At 73.6% G+C, this 12,946-nt stretch carries 9 protein-coding genes; 7 read left to right on the plus strand and 2 right to left on the minus strand.

Translation table 11 applies throughout. The features are described 5' to 3' along the window. Positions 1–9 precede the first annotated feature (9 nt). Positions 10–3,210, plus strand: a complete 3,201-nt coding sequence (locus QUG93_RS08710) for an AfsR/SARP family transcriptional regulator (protein WP_289473514.1) — start codon at positions 10–12, stop codon at positions 3,208–3,210. Between the two features lie 75 nt (positions 3,211–3,285). Here QUG93_RS08710 and QUG93_RS08715 read toward each other — a convergent pair whose 3' ends face one another. Both QUG93_RS08715 and QUG93_RS08720 read right to left on the minus strand, forming a co-directional pair. Further along, positions 3,286–4,125 (minus strand): ABC transporter permease, encoded by an 840-nt coding sequence (locus QUG93_RS08715; RefSeq protein WP_289473515.1) that lies wholly within the window; start codon positions 4,123–4,125, stop codon positions 3,286–3,288. Further along, positions 4,122–5,117, minus strand: coding sequence for an ATP-binding cassette domain-containing protein (locus QUG93_RS08720; protein ID WP_289473516.1), 996 nt, complete (start codon positions 5,115–5,117; stop codon positions 4,122–4,124). The genes QUG93_RS08715 and QUG93_RS08720 overlap by 4 nt, the downstream gene beginning before the upstream one ends. A gap of 315 nt (positions 5,118–5,432) precedes the next feature. Here QUG93_RS08720 and truA point away from each other — a divergent pair, with 315 nt between their 5' ends. The 6 genes from truA (at position 5,433) to glmM (ending at position 12,937) form a co-directional block, all read left to right on the plus strand. Further along, complete coding sequence (truA, locus tag QUG93_RS08725) at positions 5,433–6,323, plus strand: tRNA pseudouridine(38-40) synthase TruA (RefSeq protein WP_289473670.1); 891 nt, start codon at positions 5,433–5,435, stop codon at positions 6,321–6,323. Further along, on the plus strand, positions 6,320–7,066 hold the full coding sequence (locus QUG93_RS08730) for an MBL fold metallo-hydrolase (protein WP_289473517.1): 747 nt from the start codon (positions 6,320–6,322) through the stop codon (positions 7,064–7,066). The genes truA and QUG93_RS08730 overlap by 4 nt, the downstream gene beginning before the upstream one ends. Before the next feature lie 106 nt (positions 7,067–7,172). Then, positions 7,173–10,259, plus strand: a complete 3,087-nt coding sequence (locus QUG93_RS08735) for an ExeM/NucH family extracellular endonuclease (protein ID WP_289473518.1) — start codon at positions 7,173–7,175, stop codon at positions 10,257–10,259. A gap of 310 nt (positions 10,260–10,569) precedes the next feature. Then, positions 10,570–11,016: a 50S ribosomal protein L13 gene (gene rplM / locus QUG93_RS08740; RefSeq protein ID WP_289473519.1), complete on the plus strand. Its 447-nt coding sequence runs from the start codon at positions 10,570–10,572 to the stop codon at positions 11,014–11,016. 36 nt (positions 11,017–11,052) lie between these two features. Beyond that, the gene (gene rpsI / locus QUG93_RS08745; RefSeq protein ID WP_289473520.1) at positions 11,053–11,538 is read left to right on the plus strand and encodes a 30S ribosomal protein S9; all 486 of its coding nucleotides are present in this window, start codon (positions 11,053–11,055) and stop codon (positions 11,536–11,538) included. 22 nt (positions 11,539–11,560) lie between these two features. Continuing rightward, positions 11,561–12,937, plus strand: a complete 1,377-nt coding sequence (gene glmM, locus QUG93_RS08750) for a phosphoglucosamine mutase (protein WP_289473521.1) — start codon at positions 11,561–11,563, stop codon at positions 12,935–12,937. The last annotated feature ends 9 nt before the right edge of the window (positions 12,938–12,946 follow it).

Here is a 12,946-nt window from a genome sequence, read left to right on the forward strand (position 1 = left end):
ACTCCGACCGTGCCCGTCGCGTCCCGTGTCGCCGTCCTCGGACCGGTGACGGTCGAGGGACCGGACGGCGCTGCGCTCCCGGTCACCGGCGCGCTCGCACGCTCGTTCCTGACCGCACTCGTGCTGGCCCACGGGCACGCGCTCGGCACCGACGCGCTCATCGACGAGCTCTGGGGCGACGAACGACCGAAGGGCGCCCGGGCCGCTCTGCAGACGCTGGTGTCGCGCCTGCGCCGGACGACCGCGGACGGCCTGGTCGTGTCGACGAGCACCGGGTACGCACTCGGTGGCGACCCGACCGGCATCGACCTGGTGGCCGCCGAGCGTGCCGTGTCGGGTCCCGATCAGGCGTCCCTGCACGACGCCCTCGGCCGGTGGCGCGGTGCCCCGGGCGCCGACGTCGACGGGGAGCTCGGCACCGCCCTGGCCGAGCGTGCCGCAGTCGCCGAGCACGCCCTGCGCCGACGGCTGGCGGGGCTGCTCCTGGACGACGGGGACGCCGCCGCGGCCGCGACGATCTGGACCGCCGAGGTCGACGCGGCGCCGTACGACGACACCGCGGCTGCCGGGGCGATGCGCGCCCTCGACGCCGACGGCCGCACGGCCGAGGCGCTCGCGGTGTTCGCGGCGCACCGTGAGCGCCTGGCCGAGGGACTCGGTGCGGACCCGTCCGTCGGACTCGTACGGCTGAACGCCGAGTTGCTCCGCCGTGCGGTCGCCGCCGAGGACCCGGTCCGTCGGATCGGCCTCCGCGTCGCCCCGAACGAGCTCGTCGGGCGCCAGGACGACGTCGCCGCGGTGTCCGGACTGCTCGGGGAGCACCGCCTGGTCACCGTGCTCGGCCCCGGTGGCCTCGGCAAGACCCGGCTCGCCCAGGCCGTGGCGGCGGGGCTGCCCCCGACCACGGGCGTCGTCGTCTGCGAGCTCGCGCCGATCGGCGACGGCGACGACCTGCTGCCGGCCCTCGGCGCGCTGCTGGGGATCGCCGAGGTGCGCTCGGCGCGGATGCTGCAGGACGCCGTCGTCACGGACCTCTGGGGCAGGGTGGTCCGGGCGCTCGACGACGGGCCGACCGTGCTCGTCCTCGACAACTGCGAGCACCTGGTGCACGCCGTCGCCCGGTGCACCGCCGACCTGCTCGCCGCCGTCCCGGGCCTGCGGGTCCTGACGACGTCACGGGCACCCCTCGCGATCGCGGGCGAGGTCGTCGCACCGCTCGGGCCGCTGCCGGTCGAGGCGGACGGCGCCGCCGTCCGGCTGTTCACCGAGCGCGCCCGTGCCGCCCGACCCGGCGCCGTGCTGCCGGTCGACGCCGTACGGCGCATCTGCACCCGCCTCGACGGCAGCCCGCTGGCCATCGAGCTCGCGGCCGCCCGCATCCGCGGCATGTCCGTGGACGAGGTCGAACGGCGGCTCGACGACCGGTTCGCCCTGCTGCGGGGCGGCGACCGGAGTGCTCCCGAGCGGCACCGGACGCTGCTCGCGGTGATCGAGTGGAGCTGGCGGCTCCTCGATCCCGGCGCGCAGGACCTGCTCACCCGGCTCGCGCTCTTCCCGGACGGCGTCGCGGTCGACGCGGTCGAGGCCGTGGCGGAGCCGGACCGACGTCCGGACGCGCTCGACGACCTCGCCGAGCTGGTGGAGCAGTCGCTCGTGCAGCTCGTCGAGGTCGAGGGCGAACCGGTGCGGTACCGGCTGCTCGAGACCGTCCGCGAGTTCGGGGCGGCGCGGCTGGCCGAGCGAGGCAGCACCGGGACGGTCCGTGCGGCGATGACCGGGTGGGGGCGGACGCTGTCGTCGACGCGGAACGTGTTCTCGTTGGGCGGCCCGGACCAGCTCGTCGCGTTCACCGAGGTGCGACGCGAGGCTGACAACCTCGTCGCACTGCTGCGCTGGGCGCTCCGGGCGGACGACGTGCCGACGGTCACGCAGGTGTTCGCCGCGCTCGGCGGGTACTGGACCCTGCGGGGGCTGCACCGGGAGGTCGTCGCCGTCGCTCCCGACGTCGTCAGGGCACTGCGCTCCCGCACGCCGCAGCCGGCGGACCGCACGGCCGCGGTCGTTGGACTCGTGCTCTGCGGCGCCACGTCGGCGTTCACCGACCTGCGGACGACCGCGAGGGCGGTCTCCGGCCTCCGGCACGTGCTCCGGACGGGTCGGGCCGACCACCCCGTGGTCGACGCGCTCGCCGAGCTGCTGCTCACCGTCGGTCGGCCCCGGCACGGCCTCGCGACGCTCGCACGGATGCGGGACGACCCGCACCCCGGGGTGTCGTGCCTCGCCCACATGCTCAGTGCACCGCTCGCCGAGAACGCCGGGGAGCCCGCCGAGGCGCTCCGCTTCGCCCGGCGCGCCCAGGAACTGTCGCTGGGCACCGGCGACGCCTGGACCACGGGCTCCGGCGCGACCACCCTGACCCAGCTGCTCGCGCAGTCCGGGCGGTACCGGGAGTCGCTCGCCGCGGCCGTCACCGCCCGCGAGCACCTCGAGCTGTTCGGCGCCGAGGACGACCTGTACGAGATCGGGTGGACGGTGGGGCTCGCTTCGGCGGCGATCGGCGACGTCGAGCGCGCCCGCTCGATCGCGGCGGACCTGCGGCACCGGCCGACCGGCGGCCGCGGCGGCTTCGACGACCGGGGCCTGATCGCCGTGCTCGCGGTCGCGATCACGGCGGAGTGCGCCCGGTACGAGGGTGACCTCGCGACGTCCACAGCCGGGTACACCGAGGCGTGGGACGTCGTGCAGCCCGGCCGCGGGAGCGCCGCGCACTGGGCGCTGATGGCGGGCGCGGCACGCATCGCGGCGGTGGACGAGGCGGTGGCGGCGCGGTCCGGCGGGGCCGCCACGCGCCTCCCGGCCGCCGAGGAGGCGGTCGCACGCCGGGTCCGGACCGGCACGATCGTCCAGCTGCGCGTGCGCGACGCCCGCCGGGACATGCCGGTGATCGGGACGGCCCTCGCCGGGCTGGCGGTCGCCTACGCCCGCGCCGGCCGCCCGGCGACGGCGGCGGCCTGCTGGGGCGCCGTCACGCGGATCGGGTCACGCCAGGACTTCGCCGTCCTCTCCCACGCCCGGCTGCGACCGTTGCTGGCCGAGGTCGTCGGTGAGGCCGGGCTCGCCGACGCCGAGGCGGCCTCGGCCGGCTGGGACCGGACCGAGGCCGCCGCACGGGTGCGGGCCCTGCTCGAGGACGAGCGACTGCCCGCCTGAGCCCGACCCGCTGCCCGCCTGCGCGCGAGCCGGTGCCCGCCTGCGCGTGAGCGGCCGCCCGCCTGCGCGTGACGGTCAGGCCTTCCGCATGTACGCGCGGACGGTGAGCGGTGCGAACACCGCGACGACCACGGCGGCGCCGAACAGGCTGAGCCACAGGTCACCGCCGACGGTGCCGTGGTTCACGAGGTCGCGGACGGCGGTGATGAGGTGGGAGACCGGGTTGACCTCGGTGAACCAGCGCAACCAGGACGGCAGCGTGGCCGTCGGGACGAACGCGTTCGACAGGAAGGTCAGCGGGAAGAGCACCAGGTTCGCGATGCCGGAGACGCTCGACGCGGTCCGGGCGATGACGCCGAAGTAGGCGAAGATCCAGCTGATCGCCCAGGCCACGACGATCACCAGGACGGCCGCCAGCAGCACCGCGCCGAGACCGCCCGCGGGGCGCAGGCCCATGGTGATCCCGACCACGAACGTGATCGTCGTCGCGATGGCGTAGCGGACGGTGTCGGCGAGCAGGGCACCGGCGAGCGGGGCGATCCGGGCGATGGGCAGTGAGCGGAAGCGGTCGAACACGCCCTTGTCCATGTCCTCGCGGAGCTGGACACCGGTGACGATCGAGGACGTGATCGCCGTCTGCACGAGGATGCCCGGGATGATCACGGGGAGGTAGCTGCCGACGTCCCCGGCGATCGCGCCGCCGAAGATGTAGGTGAACATCACCGTGAAGACGATCGGCATGAGCGTCACGTCGAACAGTTGCTCGGGTGTGCGGCGGATCTTGACGAGCCCGCGGTAGGCCATCGTGAACGACTGGCGGACGGTCGCGGCGAGGCCGGTGCCGCCGACGCCGGGGCGAGGGGTCACGCGGGGTGCCGACGTGGTGGGTGTCGGGGCGGTGGTCGTGGCGGTCATGCGAGGCTCCCTTCGAGGTCGGCGGCGGCGGACGCGTCAGCGGCCTCCGCTTCGCCGGTGATGTGCAAGAAGACCTCGTCGAGCGTCGGCTTCTGCACGCTCATCTCGGCGAGGGAGACGCCCGCGTCGCGGAACGACACGAGCAGGTCGGTCACGCGGTCGGGCGCGGTCATCGGAGCGGTCAGGCGTGCACCCTCCGGGCTCACGACCGCGGGGGTGCCGAGCACGCGTGCCACGAGCGACGCGGCCGTGGACAGCGCGACCGGGTCGGTGTCCGCCAGACGGAGCTGCAGCGAGGCCGTGCCGACCGATGACTTGAGGTCGTCTGCGGTGCCCTCGGCGACCACCCGGCCGTGGTCGATCACGGCGATGCGGTCGGCGAGCTGGTCGGCCTCGTCCAGGTACTGCGTCGTGAGCACGACCGTGGAGCCGGTCGCGACGAGCTCGCGGATCGTGTCCCACATCTGCGCACGGGTCCGCGGGTCGAGCCCCGTGGTCGGCTCGTCGAGGAAGATCAGCGGCGGCTGTGCGATGAGGCTCGCCGCCAGGTCGAGTCGGCGCCGCATGCCGCCGGAGAACGCCTTGAGGGGGCGCGATACCGCCTCGGTCAGCCCGAAGCGCTCGAGCAGCTCGCGTGCCTTGCGCTTGGCGTCACCGCGGGACAGCCCGAGCAGCCGCGCGAAGATGACGAGGTTCTCGGTCGCGCTGAGCGTCTCGTCGACGCTCGCGTACTGCCCGGTCACGCCGATCAGGGAGCGGACGGTCTGGGGCTCGCGGCGGACGTCGTGCCCGAAGACGCGGGCCTCGCCGCCGTCCGGTCGGAGCAGGGTCGCGAGCATCGAGATGGTGGTGGTCTTGCCGGCACCGTTCGGGCCGAGCACGCCGTAGACGGTCCCGGCCTCGACCCGGAGGTCGACGCCGTCCACGGCGCGGTTCGACCCGAAGGTCTTCACGAGGCCGGTGGCCTCGACCGCGAGGGGTGTGGTGGTCATCGGGATGTCCTTTCGTCGATGTCGGGACCGATGGTGCCGCCGGGCGCTCACGCGCCACTGACGCGGCGCTGACACGCGCTGACACGGGTGGGTGGCGCGGGTCGGTGGCGCGGTGCGGGACGCTGGATCGGCCGGGAGGCACGGGCCACCCCCGGTACGCTCGCTCCCGTGGACGGGACGGGCGCGACGGACGGATCGGGTGCGACGGACCGATCGGGTGCGACGGACGGATCGGGTGCGACGGACCGATCGGGTGGTGCGGCGACGGCCGGATCGGGTGTGCTCGGCGCGGGCTCCGGCGCGGACGCGGGTGCGGTGCGCCTGCGTCTCGACATCGCGTACGACGGTGCGGCGTTCTCCGGCTGGGCGCGGCAACCCGGGCTGCGGACCGTGCAGGGAGCGCTGGAGACGGCCCTCGCGACCGTGTTCACGCGCTGGGGCGAGCCGCCGCTGCTCACGGTCGCGGGACGCACGGACGCGGGGGTGCACGCCACCGGTCAGGTCGCCCACCTCGACCTGACCGCCGAGCAGTGGGGCGCCCTGACCCGACCGCGGCGGTCCTCGCCGGACGGGCCGCCGCGCACGTCGCTCGACGGACTGGTGAAGCGCGTGAACGGCATCGCGGCACCGACGGGGGACGTCGTCGTCACGCGGGCCTCGGTCGCGCCGGACGGGTTCGACGCCCGGTTCTCCCCGCTCTGGCGGCGCTACGAGTACCGGGTCGCGGACGCCGACGCCCCACGCGATCCGCGTCGTCGCGGGCACACCCTCTGGCACCCGGCGCGTCTGGACCCGGCGGCGATGGAGCGCGGTGCGCTGACGTTGCTCGGGCTGCACGACTTCGCGACGTTCTGCAAGCCGCGCGAGGGCGCGACCACCATCCGGACGCTGCAGGAGTTCCGCTGGGACCGCGAGCCGGACGGCGTGCTGGTGGCGCGCCTCCAGGCCGACGCGTTCTGCCACTCGATGGTGCGGGCCATGGTCGGGGCGACCATCGCCGTGGGGGAGGGCCGCTTCGGCCCCGACCGCCTCGAGGAACTGCGGGTCGCCGAGCAGCGGACCAGCGCCTTCAGGGTCGCGCCGGCGGTCGGGCTCACCCTGACCGAGGTCGGCTACCCGGCGGACGACGAGCTCGCGGCCCGCGCCACGCAGACCCGTGCGCGCCGGACGGACGACGAGCCGGACGCCGGTACCGTCGGGGGATGAGCTCCCGCAGGCCCCGTTCCGTCGTCTCCGTCGCCCCCGGGGTGGTGTTCGTCGAGGGGCCCGTGTCGAACTGGGTCGTGCTCGCCGAGGAGGACGGCGTCGCGCTGATCGACGCGGGCTACCCGGCCGACAGCGACCTCGTGCTCGACACCGTGCGGTGGGCCGGGCACGACCTGGGGGACCTGCGCAGGATCTACGTCACTCACGGGCACGTCGACCACGTCGGCGGGATCCCCGGGGTCCTCGAGCGCCACCCGCACGTGCAGGTGCTGGCGCACGCCGACGAGCTCGACAACGTCCGCGGGCCCGGACGGCAGCAGGTCACCCCCGCCGAGATCGGGGGCAGGCTCGCGGCGCCGCGCACCCTCCGGTGGCTGGCCCGGGCGATCCGCTCCGACGCTCTCCGGCCCGTCACGGTGCCGACGGCCCGGGCGTTCACGCTGCACGACTTCGCGGGGCGGGCGATGACGCCGTTCCCGGCCGTCGGGCACACCGCCGGGTCGACGGCGTACCTGCTGCCGGCCGCCGGGGCGATCGTGACCGGCGACGCCGTCGTCACGCACCACGACACCCAGCCGCGGGCGTGGCAGCCCCGGCCGCGGATGATCACGCCGTTCTTCACCGCCGACCAGGAGACCGCCGTCGAGTCCGCCCGGGCGCTGCCGTACCCCGAGGTCGTGCTGCCGGGGCACGGGCCCGCGGTGCACCGGGTCGGGAGCGAGTGGGTGCCGGTCGCCGGTTGAGCGGCCCCTCATCTGGGGTGGACCGGATCGTTCACCTGCCGGAAACCTGAGCGACCCGACAGCTGGCTAGCGTGCTGCAGTCCCCTTCCCCGACCAGAAGGTCAGCATGCCGAAGCTCCTCGGGCGCACTGTGCTGTGCGCCACCGTGGCCGCGACGCTCGTCGCCGCACCACTCGTCTCCGTCTCCACCGCCCTCGCGGCCCCCGCGGGTGACGGCCTCGTCATCAGCGAGGCGTACCTCAAGGGCGGCAGCGCGAACCAGCCCTTCACGAACAAGTTCGTCGAGCTCGAGAACCCGACGGACGCGCCCGTACCGCTCGCGGGCTGGTCGCTCCAGTACCGGTCGGCGACCGGCACCGGCGCGTTCTCGACGGGGGCCCTGTCGGGGACGGTCCCCGCGAAGGGATCGTTCCTCGTGCAGATGGGGTCGAACGGCAAGAACGGGACAGCGCTGCCCACCCCGGACGCCGTCACCGGCCTGAACCCCTCGGGGACGACCGGCACGCTCGTGCTCTCGGACCAGGCGAGCGCGCTCACGCTGCCCGCCGGTGCCGTCGCGACCGGGACGCCGGGGGTCGTGGACCTGCTCGGCTACGGCACGTCGAACACCTTCGAGACCGCCGTCGCCACCGCGGGGTCGGCCAACAGCGTCCCGGACGCGCTGACCCGCACGGGCGTGGTCGACACCGACTCGAACGCGGCGGACTTCCGCGTCACCACCTCGGTCACGCCGGAGAACGCCGCCGGGCAGACCGGCGGCGGCACCACCGACCCCGAGCCCACCGACCCCGGCACGCCGGCCGGTCCCGCCGAGGCCGTGACCATCGCGCAGCTGCAGGGCACCGGCACCGCCTCGCCGTACGTCGGCAAGCGGGTCGTCACCGACGGCGTCGTGACCGCGGTCTACGCCACCGGCGGCCTGAACGGCTACACGATCCAGACCGCCGGCACCGGCGGTGCGGTCGACCTCGCCACGCACACCGCGTCGGACGCCGTGTTCGTGTTCTCCGCCGCGACCGCGGGCAGCGTGGCCATCGGTGACGCCGTGCGCCTCACGGGCACGGTCGCCGAGTACAAGGGCCTCACCGAGCTCGAGGTCGCCTCGACCTCCGACGTCGAGAAGCTCCCCGCCGCGGGCGTCGTGCAGCCGGTCCCGGCGACGCTGACCCTGCCGCGCACGGACGCGCAGCGCGAGTCGCTCGAGAGCATGCTCATCGCGCCGCAGGGCGACTACACGGTCGCCGACAACTACACGACGAACCAGTACGGCGAGATCGCGCTCGCCGCGGGGACGAAGCGCCTGATCCAGCCGACCGAGGTCGCCCGCCCGGGCAGCGCCGAGTACGCCGCGGTCGTCGCCGACAACGCCGCGCGCAAGGTCGTCCTCGACGACGGCGCGAGCACGAACTTCCTGCCGCGCGACGACCAGAGCCAGGCTGCGCGCGAGATCCCGGTGTCGTGGCTCACCAACGCCGGGCCGGTCACGGTCGGCGCGGCGACGACGTTCTCGAAGCCGGTCGTCCTCGACTACCGCAACGACGCGTGGAAGTTCCAGCCGACCACGCCGATCACCGGCGCGACCCCGGCGGCGGACCTGCCCGCGTCGTTCTCGAACGTCCGCACCGCGGTGCCGGAGGACGTCGGCGGCGACCTCAAGCTCGCCGGGTTCAACTTGCTGAACTACTTCCCGACCACGGGCGACCAGCTCACCGGCTGCAAGTACTACGTGGACCGCGCGGGCAACCCGCTCACCGTGAACGACGGCTGCGACGCCCGCGGTGCGGCGAACGCCGACGACCTCGAGCGGCAGCAGGTGAAGATCGTCAAGGCGATCAACGCCCTCGGCGCCGACGTCGTCTCGCTCGAGGAGATCGAGAACTCCGCTGCGTTCGGCCAGGACCGCGACGCGGCCGTGGCCACCCTCGTGGCGGCGCTCAACCGGGCCACCGGGCAGGACACCTGGGCCTACGCGAAGTCCCCCGCGAAGCTGGCCGCGAACGAGGACGTCATCCGCCTCGCGCTCATCTACAAGAAGGACCGGGTCGCCCCCACCGGCGAGTCCACGATCCTGACGGACTCCGACGTCTTCCAGCGGCAGCCCGTCGCGGATGCCTTCCGTCCGGTCGGCGGGACGGCCGCCGACGACTTCCTCGTGATCGCGAACCACTTCAAGTCGAAGGGGTCGGGCACCGGCGAGAACGCCGACCAGGGCGACGGGCAGGGGGCTTCGAACGCCGACCGCGTCCGTCAGGCGAAGGCGCTCGCGACGTTCTCGACGTCGATGCAGCAGCAGTACGGCACCGACCGCGTGTTCCTGATCGGCGACTTCAACGCCTACAGCGAGGAGGACCCGATGGTCGTCCTGCGCGACGCCGGCTACACCGATCTCGCGCCGGCGGAGGACTCCACGGAGTACTCGTACGTCTTCAGCGGCCTGAGCGGCTCGCTCGACCACGTGCTCGCGTCCCCGGCCGCACTCGCCGCCGTCACGGGCGTGGACATCTGGAACATCAACTCGACCGAGTCGGTCGGCCTCGAGTACAGCCGCTACAACGTCAACGTGACCGACCTGTACCGCGACGACGTGTACCGCGCGAGCGACCACGACCCGATCCTGGTCGGCTTCGACCTGGCTGCCGACGGAACCCCGACCCCGGGTGACGGCGAGACCCCCGCTCCGGGTGACGGCGAGACCCCCGTTCCGGGCTCCGGCACCACGCCGGCCCCCAGCACCGGCACCACGCCGGCGCCCGGCGCAGGTGTCGGTCAGCCGCCCGTCGCGCCCGCCGAGTCCTCGCTGACCGAGGCGAACCGCGGCAGCGTCACCGCGCCGGCCTCGGCCCGTGCGGGCGAGACCATCACGGTCGGCGTCGGCTCGGCGCTCGCCGGGCAGCGGATCGCGGTGTGGCTGTACTCCGACGCGGTGCTCCTCGGCACCGAGGTGGTCGCCGCCGACGGCACCGTCCGCGTGACCATCCCGATCGGCACGACGACCGGAGCGCACCGCCTCGCCGTCACCGCTGCCGACGGGGCGCTCGTCGGCTGGACCGACATCCGGATCGACCCGGCGACGGGCGAGCTGGCGTTCACCGGCGCCGAGCTCACCGGTGGCCTCGCCGCCGCACTGCTCCTGCTCGCGGCCGGCACCGGATTGATCGTGACCCGTCGTCGTCGGGCGGCCCGCACCGCCTGACGCACCTGGTCGCACGTCGAACGCGACACCGCACCCGTCGATCGACGGGTGCGGTGTCGCGTTCCCCGCAGTGGTGACCACCGGACGGACGGGAGGCGCGTGGCGGCCCCGCACCGTGCCTCCCGTCCGTCAGCAACGGGCGTTCGACAAGGCGAGCCGCGTCGGGTAGGCTCTCACCTTGGTCTGTGCGCCTCGTGCGCCGGACAGTCAGATGAGCCCTCCACCGGGCAGTTCCACGGGCATCGCGCGTGGAACACCCACCGGAGCGGGATTCACGGACTCCTCACCTCGACACGAAAGCAGCACACCTGTGACTCGTACGTTCTCCCCGAAGCCGGCAGACGTCCAGCACGACTGGATCGTCATCGACGCGACCGACGTCGTCCTCGGCCGTCTCGCCACCCACGCCGCTGCGCTCCTGCGCGGCAAGCACAAGGCCACCTTCGCCCAGCACATGGACATGGGTGACTACGTCATCATCATCAACGCGGACAAGGTCGCCCTCACCGGCTCCAAGCTCGCGAAGAAGGTCTACTACCGGCACTCGGGCTACCCGGGCGGCCTCACGGCGACCTCCTACCCGGAGATGCTCGAGAAGCACCCGACCCGCGCCGTCGAGAAGGCGATCCGCGGCATGCTGCCGAAGAACACCCTCGGTCGTGAGCAGCTCAGCAAGCTCAAGGTCTACGCCGGCCCCGAGCACCCGCACGCCGCGCAGCAGCCCAAGGCGTACACCTTCGACCAGGTCGCACAGTAGTTCCGGCCACGACGACTTCAAGGACTGATAAAACTCATGGCTCAGATCGCTGACTCCCTCGACCAGACCCCGGAGAGCTTCACCACCGAGAGCGCCCCGGCGTCCTCGGAGGCCGCGCCCCGCCAGATCCTCAACGTCTCGGGCGGTGCCGTCGGGCGCCGCAAGGAGGCCATCGCGCGCGTCCGCCTCGTCCCCGGTGGCGGCACCTTCACGGTGAACGGCCGCACGCTCGAGGACTACTTCCCGAACAAGCTGCACCAGCAGCTCATCAACGACCCGTTCAAGGTGCTCGAGCTCCTCGGCGCCTACGACGTCGTCGCCCGCATCACCGGTGGTGGCCCCTCGGGTCAGGCCGGTGCGCTCCGTCTCGCCATCGCTCGCGCGCTGAACGAGATCGACCGCGAGAACAACCGCGCCACCCTCAAGAAGGCCGGCTTCCTCACCCGTGACGCCCGCGTCATCGAGCGCAAGAAGGCCGGTCTCAAGAAGGCCCGCAAGGCGTCGCAGTTCTCGAAGCGCTAGTCGCGCGACGAACCCGATCGCAATGCCGCGTCTGTTCGGTACCGACGGTGTTCGTGGACTCGCCAACGGCGAGCTGACGGCCGCGCTGGCACTGGGTCTCGCCCAGGCCAGCGCGGCCGTGCTCACGCACGGACACCACGCGGACGCCCGCCGGGCGTCCGGTCGACCGCGCCCCCGCGCGGTCCTGGCGCGCGACCCGCGCGTCTCCGGTGAGTTCCTGGGTGCCGCGGTCGCGGCCGGGCTCGCCTCCGCCGGCGTCGACGTGCTCGACGCCGGGGTCATCCCCACCCCCGCTGCGGCGTTCCTCGTCGCGGACGTCGACGCCGACTTCGGCGTGATGATCTCCGCGTCGCACAACCCCGCACCCGACAACGGGATCAAGTTCTTCGCCACGGGCGGCCGCAAGCTCCCGGACGAGGTCGAGGACCGCATCGAGGCGGCCATGCACGACCAGTCCGCACCGACCCCGACCGGCGGTGACGTCGGCAGGATCACACGTTTCGCCGATGCCGAGGACCGCTACGTCGTGCACCTGCTCGGCACACTGCCGCACCGGCTCGACGGCCTGCACGTCGTGCTCGACTGCGCGAACGGTGCTGCCGCGGGCGTCTCGCCCGAGGTGTTCGTCAACGCGGGCGCTCGTGTGACGTTGATCGGTGCCGACCCGGACGGCATGAACATCAACGACGGCGTGGGCTCGACGCACATCGACAACCTCGCCCGTGCCGTCCTCGAGCACGGCGCCGACGTCGGCATCGCGCACGACGGCGACGCCGACCGCTGCCTGGCGGTGGACGCCGCCGGCAACGCGATCGACGGTGACCAGATCATGGCGATCCTCGCGCTCTCGCTGCAGGAACGCGGGCAGCTCGCCGACGACACCCTCGTCGCGACGGTCATGTCGAACCTCGGGCTCAAGCGGGCCATGGCGGACGCGGGCATCACGGTGCTCGAGACCGGCGTGGGCGACCGCTACGTGCTCGAGAAGATGAACGAGGGTGGCTACTCGCTCGGCGGCGAGCAGTCCGGCCACATCATCTTCAACGACTACGCGACCACGGGCGACGGGGTCCTGACCGGGCTGCACCTCGTCGCGGAGATGGCCCGCACGGGGAAGACCCTGCAGGAGCTCGCGTCGTGCATGACGGTGTTCCCGCAGGTGCTGCTCAACGTGAAGGGCGTCGACCGCCACGGGCTCCACGACCAGGGTGTCCAGGACGCCGTGGCCGCGGCCGCCGAAGCGCTCGGCGACACCGGCCGGGTGCTGTTGCGTCCGTCGGGCACCGAGCCGGTCGTCCGCGTGATGGTGGAGGCCGCCTCGCAGGAGGACGCCCAGCGCGTCGCCGACGAGCTCGCCGACGTCGTGCGCGACCGGCTGACGATCGACCGGGCCGCGTAGGCCGCGTCC

The organism is Curtobacterium caseinilyticum, assembly GCF_030363035.1.
GTDB lineage: Bacteria > Actinomycetota > Actinomycetes > Actinomycetales > Microbacteriaceae > Curtobacterium > Curtobacterium caseinilyticum.

Bases quoted from the DNA above. Each gene is read 5' to 3' on its own strand.
- QUG93_RS08715 (WP_289473515.1), bottom strand. From the start codon at position 4,125: ATGACCGCCACGACCACCGCCCCGACACCCACCACGTCGGCACCCCGC.
- QUG93_RS08720 (WP_289473516.1), bottom strand. From the start codon at position 5,117: ATGACCACCACACCCCTCGCGGTCGAGGCCACCGGCCTCGTGAAGACC.
- QUG93_RS08730 (WP_289473517.1), top strand. From the start codon at position 6,320: ATGAGCTCCCGCAGGCCCCGTTCCGTCGTCTCCGTCGCCCCCGGGGTG.
- QUG93_RS08735 (WP_289473518.1), top strand. From the start codon at position 7,173: ATGCCGAAGCTCCTCGGGCGCACTGTGCTGTGCGCCACCGTGGCCGCG.
- rpsI (WP_289473520.1), top strand. From the start codon at position 11,053: ATGGCTCAGATCGCTGACTCCCTCGACCAGACCCCGGAGAGCTTCACC.
- glmM (WP_289473521.1), top strand. From the start codon at position 11,561: ATGCCGCGTCTGTTCGGTACCGACGGTGTTCGTGGACTCGCCAACGGC.